Origin of the sequence: Clostridium sp. chh4-2, from assembly GCF_002899675.1 — a bacterium.
Taxonomy (GTDB): Bacteria; Bacillota; Clostridia; order Lachnospirales; family Lachnospiraceae; genus CHH4-2.
The window spans coordinates 101,742-122,784 of record NZ_PKUU01000018.1 but is presented as its reverse complement, the minus strand read 5'-3'; the positions used below and the strand labels follow the sequence as shown (position 1 = coordinate 122,784).

At 46.6% G+C, this 21,043-nt stretch carries 14 protein-coding genes; 3 read left to right on the top strand and 11 right to left on the bottom strand.

Going from position 1 to position 21,043, the window contains the following annotated elements:
• Nucleotides 1-7 precede the first annotated feature (7 nt).
• The 7 genes from C0033_RS18105 to C0033_RS18075 are packed head-to-tail and all read right to left on the bottom strand — an operon-like array spanning nt 8 to nt 8,697.
• Nucleotides 8-1,762 carry a CocE/NonD family hydrolase gene (locus C0033_RS18105; protein ID WP_103229309.1) on the bottom strand — a complete coding sequence of 585 codons (1,755 nt, stop codon included), beginning with the start codon at nt 1,760-1,762 and terminating at the stop codon, nt 8-10.
• Nucleotides 1,763-1,779: 17 nt separating this feature from the next.
• Nucleotides 1,780-3,297 carry a serine hydrolase gene (locus C0033_RS18100; RefSeq protein ID WP_180994806.1) on the bottom strand — a complete coding sequence of 506 codons (1,518 nt, stop codon included), beginning with the start codon at nt 3,295-3,297 and terminating at the stop codon, nt 1,780-1,782.
• Nucleotides 3,298-3,308: 11 nt separating this feature from the next.
• Nucleotides 3,309-4,901, bottom strand: coding sequence for an ABC transporter substrate-binding protein (locus C0033_RS18095; protein WP_180994805.1), 1,593 nt, complete (start codon nt 4,899-4,901; stop codon nt 3,309-3,311).
• A gap of 31 nt (nt 4,902-4,932) precedes the next feature.
• Nucleotides 4,933-5,895, bottom strand: a complete 963-nt coding sequence (locus C0033_RS18090; protein WP_242984542.1) for an oligopeptide/dipeptide ABC transporter ATP-binding protein — start codon at nt 5,893-5,895, stop codon at nt 4,933-4,935.
• On the bottom strand, nt 5,895-6,869 hold the full coding sequence (locus C0033_RS18085; RefSeq protein WP_347501184.1) for an ABC transporter ATP-binding protein: 975 nt from the start codon (nt 6,867-6,869) through the stop codon (nt 5,895-5,897). The genes C0033_RS18090 and C0033_RS18085 overlap by 1 nt, the downstream gene beginning before the upstream one ends.
• Before the next feature lie 10 nt (nt 6,870-6,879).
• Complete coding sequence (locus C0033_RS18080; protein WP_103229305.1) at nt 6,880-7,743, bottom strand: ABC transporter permease; 864 nt, start codon at nt 7,741-7,743, stop codon at nt 6,880-6,882.
• Nucleotides 7,744-7,758: 15 nt separating this feature from the next.
• A complete protein-coding gene (locus tag C0033_RS18075; protein WP_103229304.1) occupies nt 7,759-8,697 on the bottom strand; it encodes an ABC transporter permease in 939 nt (312 codons plus the stop codon).
• Between the two features lie 321 nt (nt 8,698-9,018).
• Between C0033_RS18075 and C0033_RS18070 the strand changes: the two genes are divergently transcribed.
• Entirely contained in the window at nt 9,019-10,134 is a 1,116-nt protein-coding gene (locus C0033_RS18070; RefSeq protein ID WP_103229303.1) for a CapA family protein, read from the top strand.
• Nucleotides 10,135-10,138: 4 nt separating this feature from the next.
• The gene (locus C0033_RS18065) at nt 10,139-10,741 is read left to right on the top strand and encodes a TetR/AcrR family transcriptional regulator (RefSeq protein WP_180994804.1); all 603 of its coding nucleotides are present in this window, start codon (nt 10,139-10,141) and stop codon (nt 10,739-10,741) included.
• Between the two features lie 121 nt (nt 10,742-10,862).
• Here the strand turns inward: C0033_RS18065 and C0033_RS18060 are convergent, their stop codons facing one another.
• Genes C0033_RS18060 through C0033_RS18050 form a run of 3 tightly spaced genes read right to left on the bottom strand, consistent with a single transcriptional unit; the run spans nt 10,863 to nt 16,015 of the window.
• Nucleotides 10,863-12,158, bottom strand: a complete 1,296-nt coding sequence (locus C0033_RS18060; protein WP_103229301.1) for an SLC13 family permease — start codon at nt 12,156-12,158, stop codon at nt 10,863-10,865.
• Nucleotides 12,159-12,200: 42 nt separating this feature from the next.
• Nucleotides 12,201-13,577 (bottom strand): MmgE/PrpD family protein, encoded by a 1,377-nt coding sequence (locus C0033_RS18055; RefSeq protein WP_180994803.1) that lies wholly within the window; start codon nt 13,575-13,577, stop codon nt 12,201-12,203.
• 38 nt (nt 13,578-13,615) lie between these two features.
• Entirely contained in the window at nt 13,616-16,015 is a 2,400-nt protein-coding gene (locus tag C0033_RS18050) for a pyruvate formate lyase family protein (RefSeq protein ID WP_180994802.1), read from the bottom strand.
• A 327-nt stretch (nt 16,016-16,342) separates the two neighbouring features.
• Between C0033_RS18050 and C0033_RS18045 the strand changes: the two genes are divergently transcribed.
• Nucleotides 16,343-17,923, top strand: a complete 1,581-nt coding sequence (locus C0033_RS18045) for a helix-turn-helix domain-containing protein (RefSeq protein WP_103229298.1) — start codon at nt 16,343-16,345, stop codon at nt 17,921-17,923.
• 448 nt (nt 17,924-18,371) lie between these two features.
• Here C0033_RS18045 and C0033_RS18040 read toward each other — a convergent pair whose 3' ends face one another.
• On the bottom strand, nt 18,372-20,771 hold the full coding sequence (locus tag C0033_RS18040; protein ID WP_103229297.1) for a pyruvate formate lyase family protein: 2,400 nt from the start codon (nt 20,769-20,771) through the stop codon (nt 18,372-18,374).
• Nucleotides 20,772-21,043 lie beyond the last annotated feature (272 nt).

Sequence of the window (21,043 nt, the reverse complement as noted above, 5' to 3'; positions counted from 1 at the left end):
GCCCTTCCTATCTTGGGATCACAGGCAGAAGGATGTGGGATGGATATTGCTCACTGTGTAAGATTGTCTGTCGGGCCGTTACTGCTTCTTTTCCATATCCCATCGGTTCGGCCGTATTTAGATTTCTGTCATACTCCGGGAAATCGCTGCTTGTGATCTCTATACGAATTCTGTGCCCCTCTTTGAATACCAGACTGAGGGCTCCGATTTTAAAATCGACGGCGTATATTTCACCCGGTGTCATATAATGGGGTTCGTAAAATCCGTTCCGGTAACGCATTCGAAATACTCCTGATAAATAGGCGTGAGCCCTGCCGTCCGGCAGCACATCCACCAGACGGATGAAGAAATCCGTGTCCACGGCAGAGGATTTCACGAACAATCTGGCTTGAAGATAACCGGTAATTTCGATTTCTTTTTCCAGCGGTTCCGTGGTATATATCAGCATATCTTCCCGCTGTTCTTTCTCTCTCCTGTCCACAATCATTCCTTTATGCAGGTCACTGTCCGTATTGTCACAGGGATTTAACGGATCATAATCGTATTCATCCGCCGGACTCATGTACGGTTTTTTAAAGCTGAGAATTCCGTTCCCATTAAGCGATCTGGCATCCCCCTGACTGTCCAGATAGAGTTCTGTATACCGGGTCCGGCCAAGAGGCCACTCCTGTTCCTCTCTCCATACATTATCACCCATCACATAAATCCTGACCGGAGCTTCCTTACCGGATTCCTTATTTCCTTTCAGATGCCGGTCATAAAACTGCATGAAACTGCGGTACATTTCTTTCGTATAGCCGGAATTGGGCGGAAATCTCACTTCTCCGTATTTTATTCCCGAATTGGAACCTGTGCTGACTCCGTATTCCGTGGTGTGAATCCATGGGCCCAGCACCAGTCTGTGACTGCCGGCTAATTCCGGATCATCGGTTTTGTGGCTCAGCAGTTCAAAATTCTCCGCAACTCCGGTACACATATAGTCAAACCAGCCCGTATAGAAGAAACACGGAACAGTGACCTTTTCGATCCCAAGAGGCTGTCCCATCTTTTCCCAATAATCTCTGTTATTGCAGTTATCCACCCATTCATTAAAAAATTTACGGATCGGCACGCCTTCAAATTTGAGAATATCCGCGTCCAAAAATGGAAGCACATAACACTCTTTCTCATTTTCGAACTGCATGATGTGCTCAATTTCCGCCAGTTTTTCTTTCTGCTGTTGGGGGGCAAAACCGCATTTTCCGCTGATAATCGCATTTCTAAGCTGTTTCATATACCAGAACAGACTGGTCCGGTGAGAAAGCACGCCATACATCAATGTAGGCAGAAACCGCCCGCTGGCCCCTCCCGGAGCGGCAGCGGCTAAAGACGGCGGATTGGTGGAAGCGGCCAGTATCTGCTGGCCTCCATTATAGGAATAACCGAATGTTCCAACTTTTCCGCTGCACCACTCCTGGGTCGCCGCCCATTCGATCGTATCATAACCATCGTTCCGTTCATTGGCAAAGGGAGCGAACTCCCCATCCGACTGTCCGCCGCCCCGCACATCGCATAGGAGAATATGGTATCCGCGAAAAGCCGTCTCATTTACCGCATATACCTCTTTTGTATAAAAGCTTTCTTTTAAATAAGGGGTTCTCACGATCAAAACCGGCAGCGGTTCATCACAGACCGGCTTTATATGGTCCGCCCTGAGAATGGTTCCATCCCGCATGGGAATTTCAATATTTTTATGGATTCTTACTTCCGTTATGTTTTTCATAGCTCCTCCTTTAATTGTCAGCACTGCTCATCCAATACGGCGGTTAAATAAAACTCGCCTTTCTTTTTATCCACCGCACATCCCGGAACCGCAAGAGCCGGGGTCTTTATGTACAAATGCAGCCTGTTTTTATCAAATCTAAAATCAAACTGGTCTGAAGCGACCCGCCCCAAACTCCGGCCGTACACCAAAAGCCTGTTCCGGTCTGTCCATGCCCCGCTCGCCATATTTTCCGACGGTTCTTCTCCGTCAATAAAATTTCCATGTGTTAAATTGGGAGGTATCACGATATAATCTTTGGTTACCGGCCACGTTCCCGCCATGCCGCATCTCAGGCGGTGGACGGCTCCGTGTTCCGTTGTGCAGATTTCCAGTTCCTGTTTCGCCTTGTCAACTAAAAAGCAGACCGATTCGCAGCCAAAGGAATTGGCTTCAAACGTGAATGTTTTGCCCGCTATCCGTTCTTCCAGACCGCTTTCATCACTTCCATGAGGCGCAAGATTCCACTGTGTCAAACAGTTCTGAAGCCGTTCATATGCCTGCGGGTTAGGCGGAAGCGGCCGGCCGCTCATCTTTAAATATACAAGATCATAAAATGTTTTCTGTATGCTGAAATCGCCCTTAATCTTGTTATTTGCCATACAGGAAAACACCATATCCGCTTCTGTGAAAACACAGGAATGATTGTCGTTTCCTCCGGCCAGTATAAATCCTTCGCATGGCATTTTCCAAACCTGATATCCATATCCAAAATTACGGAATATCTTGGGATGGCTTGCAGTAGAAATGTGGAATTTCCCGTATTCGTCACAAATCTCAGGGCTGATCAGCTGTTTTCCATTCCATTTTCCACGTTTCAGCAGAAGATATCCGAATTTAGTTAAATCAGTCTGTCTCACACAGACGGTAGACGGTTCCCTCTCCTTCTGCTTATTATATCTGCACAGCACTTTCGCTCCGATGGGAGCTAAAAGGCGGGGTTCCATATAGGAAATAATATCTTCTCCTGTCTTTTTCTCCACAATGGCGGCTAGCACATGAGGAATCCCATTGTTATAGAAGAAACGGCTGCCTGGTTCATAAACGGGATCGATGGACAGGAACGTTTTAATCCAATTATCGCTTTTAAACATATCCACGCAGGAATCCACATCCTGCCCGCAGCTCATGGTCAGCAAATGGTATACAGTTACCTTCTTTATCTTTTCGCTCAGATTATCCGGCAGATTATCACTGAAAATATCAGCCACTTTTTCATTGATATCCACCTTTCCTTCCTGAACTGCAAGCATTACCCCTAATGCGATAATTCCTTTGGCGGAAGAATAGATTCTGTGAAAGTTGTTAAGGGAAAACGGCTTTCCAGCTCCTTCCGCAATGATGTGGTCATGACGGATCACCTGAAAACTGTGAAGATCTACCGCATTATCTTTATTATTGTTCCGGACTGTTTCAAAAAAGTCCAGCAGTGATTCTGAAGATATCCCCTGCTCTTCCGGTGTGCTGTATCTTAAACTTTCATTATCTAATATCATCTGTTCCCTCCTTATTTCCATGAAAATGCGTCGCCCCTGATTGTGGAACTCTTAGAAATCTGAATATCATTGAGCCCGGAATTATATGCTACCAATACACAGGTGGATGACAGTGCATAATACGGAACGTCCTGACAGATCAGTTCGGTCAGATACATGGTATTATCATGGATCAGGTTCTCATCCGTACTGTTGACGGCTTGTGCGGATTTCGCCGCCCCCTCTTCATGCACATAAGCCAGATTAGGAATTGTGAAGCAGTAAAGATTGATTAAATCCAAAGAGCTTCTGCTGCCCGCCGTGTTCATAGTGTTCATACACATGTCCCAGCCGCTTTGATGATCTTTTAAGGTATCGTCGAAAACAGCCGCTTCCACCTGTTTAAGGCTTGCATTTAAACCAATATCCTGCAGGGACTGCTGTAAAATCTCAGCCGCCGTGGTCTGGGCTGCATCCCCGCTCTTTACATTAATCGTCACCGTTGTTCCCTGAGCGATTCCGGCTTCCTGCAAAAGGGCCTTTGCCTTATCAGGATCGTAGCTGTAATAGTCTTCCGGCATATAATTATCCGCCATATTTCCCGATTTAAGAGAACAGCAGGTGGTGCACACCTCTCCGAATCCTCCATAAGCTGCCGCTGTAATTCCAGGCGCATCTGCCGCATAGGCGATTGCCTGCCGGACCCTGGCGTCATTGCAGATGGAATATTCGGAACAGTTAAACTGGACGGCGTTGATTTTATCGGTGAATATCTCCATACCTGCAAAATTACCTGCCAACAGAGAATCATAATCAGAGGTCAGCACATTATAAGCGCAGTCCACCTCTCCGGTCTGCAGGGATGTGGTCCTTTGGGAAGCTTCCTTTATGAAGACAATTTTAAAATTTTTAATAGCCGGAGCTCCTCCCCAATAATCATCTCTGCCCTCAAAAACAGCATATGCGCCTTTGACATATTCTTTCAGAACATATGGTCCGCTTCCAATGGGCTGGGTTGCCATCTGATCCGGGCTTGCCTCAAAAGCTTCCTGATAGAATAAATTAACATTTTTCAATGTGACAATAGCAAAAGCGTATTCCTGCTGAAGCACCAGCTCCACTGTAGTCTCATCCAGAGCTTTGGAGTTCTCCGTATCGATGTATTTCACCCAGGTTCTGCTGCTGGTGTCATCATAAGCGGTGGCCAGAGAATAAACCACATCCTCTGCCGTAAGTTTATGACCATCGGAAAATGTCACATCATCCCGCAGGTGCAGCTTATAATGAGTTCCGTCCACTTTTTCGATCTCTTTGCAGACACCTGGTTTAAAATTGCCTTCTATATCATAGTCAAACAGCGCATCATATACCTGATAAGAGATATCGCCGTATCCTGTTTTAGGACTTTTTAAAGGGCAGAAGGTTTCAGGATCATTAGGATATGCGAACACCACCGAATCCTTTGTCTGTTTGCTGCCCTCTGATTTAGCTTCCGCCCCCTGTTGTGCCGAAGCCTGTCCTCCGCCTTGGGAAGGATCTTTCGCCCCTCCTGACGAACAGGCCGAAGCCGATACGGCCATGGTCAATGTCAATAAAAGCGCTGCTAATTTTCTACCTTTTTTCATACTGTTCTCTCCTTTCGCCGTTACATCGGCTTCATTCCTTGATTTCCCTATATCTGCAGCATGACACATAATGGTCCTGCCCGATTTCTTCCAATTGCTGCGTCTCTTCACAGGCTTTGTCCGCATAGTCACATCTGGCCGCAAACCGGCAGCCAGGCTTGGGATTTATAGGAGATGTAATCTCTCCTTTTAAGATAATTCTCTTTCGTTTTGCATTTACTTTCGGAACAGGAATCGCCGAAAGCAACGCCTTTGTATAGGGATGTTTCGGATGATAAAACAGCTCCTTTGCCGGCGCTTTTTCCACCATCTGCCCCAAATACATAACACAGATATCATCCGACATATGCTTAACCACGGAAAGGTCATGGGTGATAAAGATATAAGTCAGGCCGATCTGGGCCTGAAGATCCTTCATCAGGTTCAAAATCTGGGCCTGAATGGAAACATCCAGCGCTGAAACCGGTTCATCACATACAATAAACTGGGGATTCAGCGAAAGGGCCCGGGCTATACCGATCCTCTGCCGCCTTCCTCCATCCAGTTCATGCGGATAAGAATTGGCAAACCGCTGGGCAAGCCCTACGATGTCCATCAGTCTCTCCACTTCCCGATTCAACTCATCCTTTGTCAGGCCGCCTTTTCTTTTCAGAGGCTCCCTGATGATCTCGCTCACCGACATTCTGGGATTCAATGAAGAGTAGGGATCCTGGAAAATGATCTGCATATCTTCCCTCAGCTTTTTCAGCCGCTCCTTCTCCACCTTAGTAACATCTTCCCCCTGAAAGAAAATCCGTCCTCCGGTGCTCTCATGCAGATGCAGAATTGTTCTGCCCAAAGTGGATTTTCCACAGCCTGATTCCCCTACCACACCAAGAGTGGTCCCTTTTCTGATTTTAAAACTGACATCGTCTACCGCATGCAGGTCCCCTTTTTTCGTCTTAAAATATTTTTTCAAATTCTGGACTTCCAGTATTGTTTCATTTCCCAACATCATCCGGCCTCCTTTGCTCTCAGGCATTTCACCATATGACCCGTTTCCACTTCAATGCCTTCAGGATTCTGAACTTTACATTCTTCCATACAATAGGGGCACCTGGTATGGAATTTACAGCCAACCGGAAGGTTGGTCGGATCCGGCATCAGCCCTTGTATGGGGCTTAACCGTTCCACGTCTTTATCCAGGTCAATGATGGAACCGAACAGCCCTTCCGTATACGGATGTCCCGGATGATTGAATACCGCTTCAGCCGTTCCATACTCTATGATTTCTCCCGCATAAACTACCCCCACCTTCTGTGCCATTTCGGCAATCACGCCCAAATCATGAGTGATGATGATCACCGATGTGCCATAATGGTCTTTCAGTTCGTTCATCATCTGCAGCACTTGAGCCTGAATGGTCACATCCAGGGCGGTTGTGGGCTCATCCGCCAAAAGGAGCTCCGGATGGCATGCGAGAGCCATTGCGATAACCACTCTCTGCTTCATGCCGCCGGAAAACTGATGGGGATAGTCGCCATACCGTTCGGCCGGGATTCCAACCTGTTCCAACATATCCACAGCCCGTTTTTCCACCTCGGCTTTTGACAGCTTTTCATGCAGTTCTATGGCTTCCGCAATCTGGGCGCCCACGGTGCGGACCGGGTTTAAGGAGGTCATAGGATCCTGGAATATCATGGATATCTTTTTCCCACGGATCTTCCGCATCTTGGATTCCGACAGCTTCAAAAGATTTTCCCCGTCCACCAGAATCTCTCCATTTTCCACCTTAGCCTGGGGATTTGGAAGAATTCCCAGAACCGCTTTGGCTATAGTGGTCTTTCCGGCTCCTGTTTCCCCTACCAGACCAAGGGTTTCTCCTTTAACCAGTTCCAAATCCACATGATTGACGGCGCGGACCTTTTTTCCATCTGAGAAATACACCACGCTTAAATTCTTTATTTCCAAAAGATTATTATCCATCATCAAGTCCCCCCTAATTTTTCAGTTTCGGATCCAGCGCATCCCTGAGCCCGTCGCCCAGCAGATTGAAGGACAATACTGTGAGCATGATGCAGAGGCCGGGAAACAGGGCCAGATATGGGTAGTTTCTCAGATAATTTCTTCCGTCGGAGACCATAGCCCCCCATTCCGGTGAAGGCGGCTGTACGCCCAGTCCCAAAAAGCTTAAAGTTGCCGCCGCCAGAATCGACTGCCCCAGACTCATGGTGATCTGGACAATCAGAGGAGAAATGGCATTGGGAAGAATATGTTTAAAAATAATCTCAAAATCATTGGCATTGGTAGCCACTGCCGCTTCCACATATTCCTGATCCCTGCATACCATGAACTGAGACCTTAAAATCCTGGCATATATGGGGATTGTCGTAATTCCCAGCGCAATAATCGTATTCCTTCCGCTGGCTCCAAGGGCTGACGCCAGCACCATGGTCAGAAGGATGGACGGAATCGACTGATAGATATCCAGCAGGCGCATCAGCAGATTGTCGATCATACCGCCGTAATATCCGGCCACGGCCCCCATAATAATTCCAAAAAATGCTGCCATTAAAACGGACAGGAAACCGATCTTCAGCGACTCCCTTGCTCCATAGATCAGGCGGCTCAATATATCTCTGCCCACCTTATCGGTGCCGAACAGATGGATTTTGCCCGGCTTACAAAACGTGTTCATTAAATCCTGCTGGGTATAGCTGTATGGCGCGATAAAATCCGCAAGAACTGCCGCAAGAACCATAATAACGATTATACCCAGGCCGATCATGGCCAGTTTATTCCTGCAAAGCCTTTTCATAACACCGGAAAAACTGCTCTCTTTTTTGGATTTTTTACTATTCATGAACGCCCTCCTCCCTCATCGGCTGCTTCTGTACTGTGAACGGATTCTTGGGTCTGCTGCTGCATAGACTAAATCCATGGCCAGCATGCACAGCCCAAACCATAGGGAAATTACGAATACTCCCGCCTGCACCACCGCATAATCCCTGGAATTAATGGCGTTAATCAGGTAACTTCCCATTCCCGGAATGGAAAAAATGGATTCCACCACCATGGAGCCGCCAAGCGCATGGGCGAATCTGGCAACTACAACAGTAATAATGGGCATTAAAGCATTCTGCAGCCCGTGTCCGTAAATGACTTTTGATTCTTTCTGCCCCTTAGCCCGGGCAGTTGTTATGTAATCCTGGCGTATGACTTCCAGCATGCTGGACCGGGTCTGCCTTGCCAGGCTGGCAGTCGTGCCCAATGCCACAGAAACGCATGGAAGGATGTATCCGGTCCAATGATCCACTCCTAACGAAGGCAGAATTCCAAGTTTCAGCGCAAAGAGCATAATCATCATCAATGCGAACCAGAAATTAGGCATGGATACAAAAAACAGGGAAAAGAACATGGTAAGGTTATCCTTTGCCGAATACTGATGTGTCGCCGCCAGCACCCCCGCCGGAATTCCGATGCAGATGGCAATCAGCAGGCTTATGACAGAGATCCGAAGGGTATACGGAATTCTGAACAGAATCTGGTTCCTGATCGAATCTCTGGAAGTGTAGGATTCGCCAAAATCAAACTTTGTCGCCGCGTTATAAATAAATCTGCAGTATCTTTGAACAAAGGGATCATCCAATCCCAGTTCTTCCTTGAGCGCCGCTTTACTTTCATCTGTCGCTTCTATTCCGAGAATAATTGTCGCCGGATCTCCCGGAGTGAATTCCATAATCGCCATAATCACCAGCGAAACCCCTAAAATAACCGGAATCATCCACAAAATTCTTTTTCCAACATACTTTAACATATTTGCGTGTTCATCCTTTCTTTAATAGTCGGCCATTTAAGGCCTTTGCTGTACCCAATACTGTAACTTCTGCCACATATTCTCTTTTTTTATACATGTCCTCCTTTTCCAAGCAATAATCTGCTTTTTTCATCCATTGTGTATAGCATAGCATGAAATATAACCGCCATCCATATGAAAATTGAACAAAATTCAAAATTGAATTTTGTTCAATTTTCAACTTGTTATCTTGCCATCAATCTTTTAATATTATATTTAGATGATTATCAACCCGTAATCTGGAAATTTTATGCAACATCCAGTATAATAAAGGAGACTATTATGAATACAAAACCAATCACGTTTCTAGCTACCGGCGACATAGGTATGAACCGTTCCAATCCGGATTCCATTTTCGACAGTGTCAGAGGAGAATTATCCGGCGCCGATTTATTATTTGGCCAGCTGGAGCCCTGTCTTGCCGATACCGGCAGCCCGGCCTGTCAGTGCCGCCTTCCCATGCGCGGCCATCCTGACAGCGGCCGCGCAATCAGAAAGGCCGGTTATGATGTAATATCCTTTGCTACGAATCACTGCATGGACTGGGGCCGGGAGGCATTTTATCAAACTCTGGATGTACTGCGCGATAACGGAATAGTTTCCATAGGAGCAGGAAGCAATCTGGCCGAAGCAAGAAAACCGGCAATTTTAGAAATTAACGGAGTTCGTTTCGGCTTTTTGGGGTATAATTCCATCCTTCCCCAAGATTACTGGGCTACAGATGAACGCCCGGGCTGCGCGCCCATGCGGGCTCATACGGTTTATGAACCGATTGAGCATGACCAGCCTGGTACACCGTGCCGGATCCATACATTTCCCTGCCGGGAAGATATGGAAAACATGATTACGGATGTAGAGGGGCTTCGCTCTCAGGTGGATATTCTTGTTTTTTCGATTCATTGGGGAATACATTTCATACCTGCCGTACTGGCTGAGTATCAGAGGGACATTGCCCATGCCGCCATCGATGCCGGAGCCGATATCATCCTGGGGCATCATACCCATATTCTAAAACCAGCAGAGGTTTACCACGGCAAAGTAATTTTCTACAGCCTGGCCAATTTTGCACTGGACCCTCCTCAAGCTTTTGATGAACATCTGAATGAAAAAGCCAGCCATAAACAGATGGTATCCCTTAACCCGTCCTGGGAAAACAACGGCAGGAATATGCCTGATGATTCCTACAAAACCATACTCTGCCGCTGTACGATTGAAGATAAAAAAATCAGTGATGTTGTATTCCAGCCTGTCAGCCTTGATTCCAATTCCAATCCCAGAATCTTGGAGCCGGATGAACCGGAATTTATAGAAATTGTAAATTATATGAAGGAGATTACTGCCAGCCAAAACTTGCCCACCGGCTATATAATTGACGGCAGATATGTCCGACCGAGGTGAAAATATGCCAAGAAAAAGCACTTACAACAAATCAGAGGTAACCCGTGAAAGCCTGAGGCGCACTGCTCTTCTGCTTTTCAGTGAAAAGGGTTATTCGAAAGTTACAATCCAGATGATCTGCGAAGCCTGCGGAGTTGCCACCGGGTTATTTTATTATTATTTTCCGTCCAAAGACGCGGTAATTGAAGAATCCAAGAAAATAGGAGAACCGCTTTTCGAAGAACTTTTACAAAAAGCAAAACTCCCGGAAGAAACAGAAGAATATATCAGGACTTACTTTGAGATTTATTCAGAAGTGAATCTCCAATTGGGTACGGATATCTTCATGCGTGTAACACCTGAACGCGGTTCCGGCTCCCAAAACGAAACCACCCGCCCCACCCATATCCGTTTGGAGAATAAGATTAAAGAAGCGCAGGAAAAAGGGCTGTTCCGCACCGAAACGGAACCTGTCAAAATCGTCCAACAGCTGTTCACCTATGTCCGCGGCGTAATCATTGACTGGTGCCTTTCTTCAGGAAGCTATGACCTTAACAATGCCATACAGACCATGCTGACACCCTATCTGTACTATTACATTTTAAAACCACAGAATGAGGAAAATTAATTGTTTCCGGTGAAACGGGCCTATAGCTATACACTTCTTCACAACCGTCAAAACACTTAAAAGAGGAGTGAAACGGATCAGCCGTTTCACTCCTCTTTTAAGTATTTCGATTAAAACTCATTTAAATATGGAAAAATCCAAACAACCCGATCGACGCTATAACCGCACACATAATCGGTATAATGACGGCTACCGGAATCATCCAGTTAGAAAGCTGTTCTTTTACCTTCGGGTCCGGGCATCCGGCGATGGTCATCGCTCCGCCTGTGGAGAACGGAGATACGGAAGAACTCATGGCTCCTACGAAAATACAGGAGAACAGCATAACCGGGTTCAGTCCCAAATTGGTGGCAAGACCTTCTACCATCGGATATAACAGCGGACATACAACTCCTGTGCCGCTGGAGAAGAAGCTCAAGAACGCCGCAAATCCAACTAATGCGGCCGGAACCAGTGCCTTAGGAATATTGTTGCTCATGATATTGGCAATGGCGTCTGTCATGCCGGACTCTTTTGCCACGCTTAACAGCATATACATACCAGCAATCAGAACGATGGTGTTCATCGGTATCTTTCTGATAACATCTTTTTCATCGCCTAATTTCAGGAACACGGATATAATCGCTGCAAATACCATAACAGACTGAGGCTGTGTCAATGCTGCAAGGCGTGAGATAAATGGGTTTTTAATCCATGCGTTGAGAATTGCCGGAATTACCATGGCAGCCAGCGCAATGAGAAGAAGCCACAGCTGTTTTTTCTGTACGTCGTTAAACTTTTCCGGTTTACTCACTTCTACTCTCTTCGCTTTATATCCTTTAAAAATCAAATAGCAGACTGCAATAACGAGAATCTGTTTAAAGCAGGAATTAAACCAAACATAATAGCTGATCTGATTGGCGCTTTCCATATAAGCGGTTTTCTGGATCAGGCCGTTGGAAACCACGCCTCCGAAACCGTTAATAGGGTTATCGCCGCCAATTGTGGTGGCACAGGCTACGCTGATCGCAATCAGAATCGGATGTATTCTGGCGTTTAAGCCGATTGAGAACGCCAGAGGTCCGATGATTGCAGGTGTGGAAGCTCCTGCACCTAAAAATGCAACGATCGCACAAACGATTGAAATCACCCATGGAATCAGTTTTGCATTGCCGTTTAAGCCATAAAGCAGGTTTTTCGCAAGCAGATCCATAGTTCCGTTGCCTGTTGCATAATTAAAGAATAATGCGATCGCAAGCAGATAAAACACGATGCTGGTGGGCCAGTAACCGATTACGGTGGACACCTTGCCTCCATCCACCAACAGCACTTCAATCAAAAACGCAAACCCCATTGCAATGATACCTGCATTAATTTTAAATTTCCAGCCTAAAATAATCGCAACTACAATAGCGAGTAAAGAAATTGTCAATGCCATAAAAATTATCCCCCTTTGCGCCTTTAGACGCAGTCTCTAATGTCACAATAACGATGTAAATTCTTTTATACTGCTTATTTCTTCCATGCCGCATACGGTATCGATGATCCGGTTCAGTTCCTCCTCTGATTTGGGAATCAACGCATGGCGGGCACAGGATTTCAGTTTTAGTTTAAGTTCGTCAAATGATGTCTCTTTTTGGGCTTTTCCGGTTTCCGTATAGAAGTAATGGAATTGTCCCCGGTCTGTGTAAATGGTCACATCCGTGTTCATCCCTTCGGCTTTTCCCCAATTTTCATTGGCTTCATATGTAAACTTTGATGCCAGCTTTAACACTTCTTTATCCTGAAATGCATCCGGCAGGAAATCGTCCAGGGTCACATCGCCTTTTATAAGGGCTACAGACGCCGTATATGGAATGCTGAATTTTCCTATAATGGATGTGGTCGGAGCCTTTCTGATTTCCTCCGGTTCCACCAGCATCTTGTTTCGCTGAGATGTTATCACATGAATCCGGGTGACCTCTTCCGGATTAATCCCGTGCTCTTTTGAAAGCTCCCTGACCGCCGTGATGGCCGGATGGATTCCCGCACAGCTGGGCCATAATTTAAAATACAGGTTTCCGGCATAATAGGTCTTTCCCAAGCCTTCCACAACCCGGTCCAGATTACAGTTATCCCTTGCATACGCATGATAAAATCCAAGTTTTCCCTCTAAGGGTTCTTCAAATCCGTTCAATCCCTTAGCCGCAATCTGTCCGCTCAGCACCGCATTTCTGGCTGAAAATGCTTCCCGAACCGACCGCATCACGGTCTTCGAGTTATTCATCAGCTCCGAACTGCAGGTAGTCTGGCAAAGATTAAAGCTGAAGGCGTCCACAATCTGCTTTGGAGTCAGCCTGAGCAGCTTGCAGACGGCTGCGGTGGCTCCAAACGACGTATAGATTGTAGGCATATAGTAACCGTACTTTTCCAGGTCTTCATTTGCCCCAAGAGATATCCGGCAGGCGGTCTCGCTGCCCAGCACCAGTGCGGTCAAAAGCCGCTTTCCGTCCACATCTCCCAGCTTTTCCGCCACGGCTAATGCGGCAGGAAATGTGGATGCGTTGGAGTGAACCACGGCGTCCATCTGGGTGTCGCCAAAGTCCAGAGAATGAGCCATCGCCGCATTGGCAAATGCCGCCCACCCGGCAGGAAGCCGTTTATCAAAACCGATTACCGCCGCTTCCTGCCTGCCTTCGCAGCTGTTTTCCACGGCCAGATCCACAAACTCCCGGCAGCCGTCCCCTAACGTTGCCGCCCCAAATGTGATTCCAACCGCATCTAAAATTGATTTTTTCTGGGTTTCTATTACGTAAGAAGGAATATCTTCAAACTCTGTTTCCGCTATAAATTTGGCAAGTTCATAGCTGATTCCCATGTAAACCTCCATTCCGCCGTCAGAAACGGCACATCACCTTACCAGCTGTGTCCCATACGGTCAATCACTTCGTTCTGAATGGATTCAGGAAGCCTTGTAAAGTAAGCGCTGTATCCGGCCACGCGAACAATGAGCTCCGAGTGATCGTCCGGGTTAACCTTTGCGTCTTCCATCTCTTCTTTATCCACAATATTGAACTGAACGTGTTTTCCGCCGTGTGTCAGATATGTCTTGATTACGCCTGCCAGTTTCTCCAGATCCTCTTCATTTTTCATGGCACTTGGATGGAACTTCATGTTCATAAGGGTTCCCTGATAAAGATCCTGATTTACTTTCATCGCGCTTTGGAATACTGCTAACGGCCCGTGAATATCCTGGCCGTGATCCGGTGAAAGGGATGCGTCCGCCAATATCTCTCCGCCTCTTCGTCCGTCCGCAGTCGCTCCTGTAACAGCTCCTCCCGGCTGATGAGCCGATATGGAAATAGCATTCGGCTGAAGAGTTCCGCCGTAAGCGCATGGAAGGCTCAGACAGGTTTTCGCATGATTTTCATATACTTCAGCAACAAGGGAATCCACATAATCTTCGTTATTGCCGTATTTAGGAGCATTTTTAAAATCTTTCTGCATCTCTTCATATCCAACCCAGTCGGCATCCAATGCCGCCAAAAGCTGAGCCATGGTGTATTTTTTCTCTTCGTAAATCAATTTTTTAATGGCTGCCAGCGCATTGCCTGTATTAACTCCGCCTACGGCGCCAAGAACCGCTCCGTTTTCAAACTCAAAGGTCCGGTTGAACATATCCTTTCCGGCTTTTACTCCGTCTTTCATAAGGGCGGAGCGGAAAACATCAGGGAACAGCTCGCGTTCTGCGATCAGCTCCACGTTGATCCTTTCATTCGCCATTTCCATCAGGTAGGCAACCTGTTTAAACACAGCTTCTTTAAATTCCTCAAAGGTTTCCATCTTTGTTACATCGCCGGTCTTCGTTCCTACCATCTCTTTTGTAAATCGGCAGTATCCGTCATGCAGGCAGATGTCCATGGCCTGTGGAATGATGAAGAAAACCGCCACCTGAGTACGGGTCACCGCCTGCACGTTGCCGTCCACGCATCCGGTTGCGCAATAATCTCTGGCCGCCTCAACCGGAAGACCACCGTTGGTAAAGAATTTAATGTAGCTGTTATCTCCGATAAATGCGGGAAGACCGAGGCCGCTTTTTACCACCTCAAGAGCCTTCACCAGGAACTCTGTAGGACTGTTTTCGTGCACCCGGACGGTCAAGGTGTGATGAGGAAGGTGGGTATCCAAAGCCGCGTCCAGAAGCAGATAGCTCAGTTCATTGGTGGCATCCGTTCCGTCTGCCTTAACTCCTCCGATGGTCCAGTTATACCATTTTGCCATTCCGGCATTTTTCGCCCGGTTGGCTTTTCCTGATACGCGGTTGATCTTCATCACCTTACAGCGCATGATTTCCAGAATCTCCAAAACCTCTTCCTTATTGATTTTTCCCTCGTCCATATCCTTTTTATAATAAGGATACATGAATTGGTCAAAACGTCCTCCTGTAGAAGTCGGGGACGGGCATACCATCAGGAAGCTGAACCAGAACGCCTGCATCGCTTCACGGAAGGTTTCCGCCGGCTCATAAGGCACTTTGCGGCAGATCCTCGCCATCTCAAGCAGTTCTGCTTTTCTCTTTTCGTCCGTTTCCTCTGCCGCCATCTTTTCGGCCAGGTCCGCATACCGGTTTGCAAAGCGCACCCACGCTTCAAATACCAGGATCACTCCCTCCCAGTAATAGCGTTTTTCCAAGGAATCCGCGGAATCATATCTCAAATCTTTCAGGCACTGTTTTGCCTCTTCGATGATGCCCTTTGCCCCATCTTTCAAAATCCGGGAAAAGTCTACGGCTACCAGGGAAAAACCAGGTCCGAGGCCGTATCCGGACATGGCGAATCCGCCGCCTGAACCTCCTGATTTATCTTTCCATGGAGGAAGGATACATCCTGATTTCATAAACGGCCAGAGCCGTTCATTTTCTCCCAGGCTCTTTCCCATGGTCTCAACCAGGTTGCTGTTTAAACTGTTTCCGGAAAATCGTTCATTTAAGCGGTACAGCTCTTCTTCGTCTTCCGGGGTGATGGTATAGATTTCGCTTTTTAAGGATTCCACCTCATCTTTTGTCCATACTCCATATTCGTACTGCATCTCCAGACCAAACGGTTTGCTGGCTCCTGAACCGCAGAGCAGATCGTCATCCTCGATAAAAATTGTTATGTTATCCAAAATATGTGCGTGCAGTTTGGATCTGCGGATCAGCATCGGCTCTCCGGCCGTCTGCTCTAATGATTCGTTGGCTAGGCGGAACAATTCCACACATAATGGATACTTGCTGACCTTTAAGCTTTCTTTCATACGTTTTACGCGTTCATTCATACAATTCCTCCATTCTGGGTCGTGATTACTTGTTAATTTTTTATTTATCATATCATTTCGGGTAAACATCAACAATGAATTCACATTCATCGACAATAATCTATGCACAATGCACATCCGTTTTTTTTAATTTTGTGCACGGATTCCATTTCTCTTATGATGACAGCAGGGGAATATCTCTGTGGACGCTCATAGCCCAGGCGGCATCTGCCGTGTGTTCAGATTCCGGCAGTTTGCAGGATCGGGTTGAGTTCTTTTTTCTTGCTTAATTTTCCTTTCTTTTGTAAACTATAGGTATCTTATGGATTAAGAGAGAGAGGTTTTGACATGTTGGACATTACATATATTCTTCAGACATTGGATAAGACAATATTAGAAAAACAGATTGGGTTTCAGAATTTAACTGAAGTTCAGGGAATTATTTTGCTGAAAAATCAAAAAAAGCTGCTGGATAACTATCTCTATGTGGGAAATTATTCCGACGGGCTGAAGCTTTTAAAATCATGTGCTCCAACCGTTCCCGTGACCATGTTCCTGTCGGCCGAAGATGTAAATCACACGGCTCTTCCGTCCGGCGGATGCCACAATCTGATTGTTTCCACATTAGACCTCATCGACATCTATAACCGGATTAATATCATTATACAAAACTACCGCCATTGGACGGATTCCCTAAAGGGCGCTTTATGCAGCGGCCAGTCCCTTCCCCAGATTCTTACCATGGCTTCTGAAATGATCCGCTCACAGATTTTCATCCTCAATTCCGGATATAAAATGATTGCCGGAAGCCCGACTCTTTATTTTGAGGAACCGTTAAGCAAAGAGCTGATGGAAACCGGTTATCTGTCCTTTGAAAGCTCTCTCCAACTGTCAGACCATTTTTCGTTAAAGGAACAGGACGGCTTTTATAAGCTGATGGTTCAGGGTGACTTGCGCTATCATCTTTATGAAATCAAACACGACTCTTATGTGCTGGCCACCGTCCTCCTCGCCTCCAATTCACAGGCAAAGGGGATTGATTTAAAGCACCTTCTCATCGACCTTTCGGACACGATCACCAATTTTCTGCTCAACGACCAGCAGACAACCTTAAATCAGGACGCCCTCTGCGCTGCATTTATAAAGGATATCGTGGAGGAAAAATTGGAAGTGGCCGTGGAAATCCAGAATAGAATCCGTTTTCTGCCGAACCAGTTAAAAGCGTTCTGCTGCGTTGTGCTGATTCATTTTGATTCCGTTCAACTGCCTGACCCTCCATATGGATACATCATGCAGCAGTTAGAGGAAATCTTCCCCCACACCAATATGGCTGTATATCAAAATGATATCGTTGTCCTCCATACCCAGGAAGGCCGTCCTCAAAAGTCCATGGATTTCGACTATGAGAAGCTGGACAAACTTTTAGAACGTTACCACGCATATGCAGGCATCAGCAATGCCTCCCGCCACCGAATCCGCATCCGCACCATGTATCTGATCGCATCCGCCACAATCCGCCTGGGTCAGTCCCTGCGCAGGGAAACTCTGCCGGAGCGTATCTTTTCCTATGAAGATTACAGCATGTACTATATCGTGGATCTGTGCGCCAAACAGTATATGGAGGATCATCACCACAATGATTTGATCTACCTGATCCATCCCTCCATCATCAAAATATGCCGCTATGACGCCAGTCATAAAACGAATTTAAGGGATGTGCTGTTCTTTTATCTTCTCTGCGGCTGCAGTTTAAACCGCACTGCACAGATCATGTATATGCATAGAAATACTGTGTTGAATAAGCTGAATAAGATTAATGAAATTGCGGAAATACCGTTGGAGGACGGATATACGCAGCAGCGTATGATTATGTCTTGTCTGGTTATGCGTTATTATGAGGAGTACATGCATATGACCATACGCCTTTGAATTGATGAAAATCTTTCTTTAGTTAGCGGGGAGGGGTACGCCGGAAAGAAGGGGATGCCCAGGCAGGCGGGGAAAGTATTGAGCCAAATGGGATTCGGGATTCGCCCCTAAGATGTACTAAGACCCGCAAGAACTAAAAGAGACAGGGCGCGCCCATTCGCAGTAAACTCTTGATGACTTTGCTGCTCAAGTGGGCGTATCGCTCAAAGAGCGCTTAGAAACTGATTCGGAATTCAGTTTCTACCTGTCTCTTTTAGTTCTTGCGGATCTAAGTACATCTAAGGGGTTCCATACGATCCCATTTGACTCAATACTTTCCCCACCTGCCTGGGCATCCCCTTCTTTCCGGCTGTTGCTTGGCTAGCTGAGGTTAAAAAGATTTGGTGGATGTGAGTAATTTTTTACATCAAGCGTGAAGGCATTTTCAGAAAAGCCTTCACGCTCTATATTAAAGTTTCTGTTCCGACCGTTTAATAATCTCTTCCTGAACTGCCGGAGTTAATATGGTGAAATAGGTGCTGTATCCTGCCACACGTACCACCAGGTCTTTATAATCTTTTGGATTAGCCTGGGCTTTTCTAAGTGTCTCATTGGAGACCACGTTAAACTGAACCTGTTTTCCTCCATTTAAGAGGTAGGTCTTAACCAAGGCAGACATTTTCATCAGATCGGACTCTGTCGTCATGGCAGACGGATGCATCTTCATATTTAAAAGCGTTGCCTGGAATTCGGACTGGTTGATCTTCATGGCGCTTCTGAATACTGCCGTCGGTCCGTTAAGATCCGTTCCCTGTGCAGGTGACATGGTTCCGTCGGCCAGCGTTTCCCCTGAATGACGTCCGTCAGGCGTAGCACAGGTGTAGGCTCCACCAGGCGCATGGGCTGTGATGGAGATTCCGGTAACTTTTGGCGGAACTCCGTAGATTGTGGTCAGTTTCAGCGCGCTTTCTGCCCAGAAATGATACAATTCTCCGGCGATCTCATCCACATATCCGATTCCGTTTCCATATTTAGGCGCATCCGCACACATTTTCTGAATCTCTTCATAGCCTTCCCAATCGGCTTCGATGGCGGAATAAAGTTCTTCCATCGTGAATTTTTTTTCTTCAAATACCAGTTTCTTTATAGCGGCAAGTGAATTGGCTGCATTGATCATTCCCACCGGGTTTAAAACAGCGGAGTTTTCATATTTCATCTTCCTGTCGTTAATATCCCGTCCTGATGAAATGCCTTCATAGGCAAATGCGGAGTGAACCACATCGCACTGGGTTTCACGGGTCAGGGAATTGAGGATGTTATGTTCTTCGTTATACATGGACTGGAAATAGGCCAGCTGGACCTTAAATGCATCCAGAAAGTCTTCATACGTTTTGAAATCCTTCATTTCGCCTGTCTTCGGCCCCAGCTGCTCTCCTGTCGTCGTTAAAACTCCGTTGTGCATGGTAATATCCAGAACTTTTGGCACGATGAACATGCCGATGGCGCCGATTCTGGATTTGCCGGGGATATTTAAATCCAGACAGCCGGACAGGGCGAAGGAACGGGCCGTCTCTATATCCATTCCGGGTTCCAGCATGACTGTGGATATGTAATTGTCTTCCGATATAAATGCCGGCATTCCAATTCCCGTTCTGACCAGTTCCATTCCCTTTTTCATCAGTTCATCCGGGGTATCTTTTCCAACGCGGATTGTGATGGTAAACTGTGGCGTTTGAATTTCCTGGGCGGCCTCTAAAACCATATAAGAAATGTCATTTGTCGCATCTTTTCCGGTCTTTGGATCACATCCGCCGATCACCGCATTGTGCCAGCGGGCCATTCCCGCCCATTTGGAACGCTGGGCTTTTCCTCCGCTTACGAAATTGAACTGCATGATCTTAATTCGCAGGCATTCGATCAGTTCAAGGGCCTGGTCATGGTCCATCGTTCCATTTTCCAGATCTTTTTTATAATAGGGGTACATAAACTGGTCAAAACGGCCGAGGGGCGTTGTTCCGTGGGCAACCATCATCCAATAGAACCAGAAGTTCTGCATGGCATCCCTGAAATCTCTGGAAGGATGGTCTGCAATCCAATGACAGGTATCCGCCATGCGGAGCAGCTCATTTTTCCGTTCTTCTGAGGCGGTTTCTTCCGCTTTTTTCTCACATGCGTCCCCATAGCGGTGATACATTCTCACCATGGCCTCAAGGGCGATGATAACGGCGCGGTAATAGTCGGCCTGTATAAAGGATTCTTTATCATTATACCGGACAGCTTCCAACGCTTCTTTGGCGTCTTCCAGGGTCTTTGATATTCCTTCGTTGATGATCTTTTCATAATCAGGAATGAACAGAGAATATCCGATGCCCAGACCCCAGCCAAAACCGGCTCCGCCCTGGCCTCTTCCCTGTTTTCTGTCCTTCCATGGCGGACAGAGAACGCCGGAACGGATAAATGACCACATGCGGTCGCTGTCGTAAAAACGGCCCTGCCACTCATTCATTGTACGGCCTTTGTCCTTCCAAAATGCATCGCATTCCCGCCATTGTTTCCGGTCTTCTTCGCTGATCTCTACGAGTCCGTCCTTTAAGAACTCGTCAAAATCTTCATCCGGCCAGGCTGGTCCCCATACCATTCCTTCCATTCCGTTAGGCTTTGCAGCCACATTTCCGGCAATCAGCTCGTCCTCATCAATATAGATGGTTCTCTGATCCAGATAGTCCGCAGTAGCATACGCACGTTGGAGAATCATCGGAAGACCTTCATGCTTTTCCACCGATTCCTTATAGAGAAGAGGTTTTTCAATGCAGATTTTCAGCTTGCCGTTGTTGATCTTTGAATACATACGTTTGATTCTGTCGGTCATTTTTCTCCTATCCTTTCTGATATCTTATATTTTGTGCCGTTGTTTCTCAATTACGTACTATAATTGTATGATTTCAAGCCTTATTATTCAACATTTTCACCGCGGTCCAATCATCCTTGTGCAGGGATGCCTAAAGTTTCCGATCCGGCTCAGCATTCCTGCACTTTCTCTTCGCTTTACGTGACATTCGAGGGGAAACTTGATATACTTGAATTTAGGATTCAGATGTACATATGAAAAGAGGTGTCGAAGTTTGTCTCATATTTCCTATT

Coding starts and splice junctions, on each gene's coding strand:
- C0033_RS18105 (WP_103229309.1), bottom strand. CDS start 1,762: ATGAAAAACATAACGGAAGTAAGAATCCATAAAAATATTGAAATTCCC.
- C0033_RS18100 (WP_180994806.1), bottom strand. CDS start 3,297: ATGATATTAGATAATGAAAGTTTAAGATACAGCACACCGGAAGAGCAG.
- C0033_RS18095 (WP_180994805.1), bottom strand. CDS start 4,901: ATGAAAAAAGGTAGAAAATTAGCAGCGCTTTTATTGACATTGACCATG.
- C0033_RS18090 (WP_242984542.1), bottom strand. CDS start 5,895: ATGTTGGGAAATGAAACAATACTGGAAGTCCAGAATTTGAAAAAATAT.
- C0033_RS18085 (WP_347501184.1), bottom strand. CDS start 6,869: ATGATGGATAATAATCTTTTGGAAATAAAGAATTTAAGCGTGGTGTAT.
- C0033_RS18080 (WP_103229305.1), bottom strand. CDS start 7,743: ATGAATAGTAAAAAATCCAAAAAAGAGAGCAGTTTTTCCGGTGTTATG.
- C0033_RS18075 (WP_103229304.1), bottom strand. CDS start 8,697: ATGTTAAAGTATGTTGGAAAAAGAATTTTGTGGATGATTCCGGTTATT.
- C0033_RS18070 (WP_103229303.1), top strand. CDS start 9,019: ATGAATACAAAACCAATCACGTTTCTAGCTACCGGCGACATAGGTATG.
- C0033_RS18065 (WP_180994804.1), top strand. CDS start 10,139: ATGCCAAGAAAAAGCACTTACAACAAATCAGAGGTAACCCGTGAAAGC.
- C0033_RS18060 (WP_103229301.1), bottom strand. CDS start 12,158: ATGGCATTGACAATTTCTTTACTCGCTATTGTAGTTGCGATTATTTTA.
- C0033_RS18055 (WP_180994803.1), bottom strand. CDS start 13,577: ATGGGAATCAGCTATGAACTTGCCAAATTTATAGCGGAAACAGAGTTT.
- C0033_RS18050 (WP_180994802.1), bottom strand. CDS start 16,015: ATGAATGAACGCGTAAAACGTATGAAAGAAAGCTTAAAGGTCAGCAAG.
- C0033_RS18045 (WP_103229298.1), top strand. CDS start 16,343: ATGTTGGACATTACATATATTCTTCAGACATTGGATAAGACAATATTA.
- C0033_RS18040 (WP_103229297.1), bottom strand. CDS start 20,771: ATGACCGACAGAATCAAACGTATGTATTCAAAGATCAACAACGGCAAG.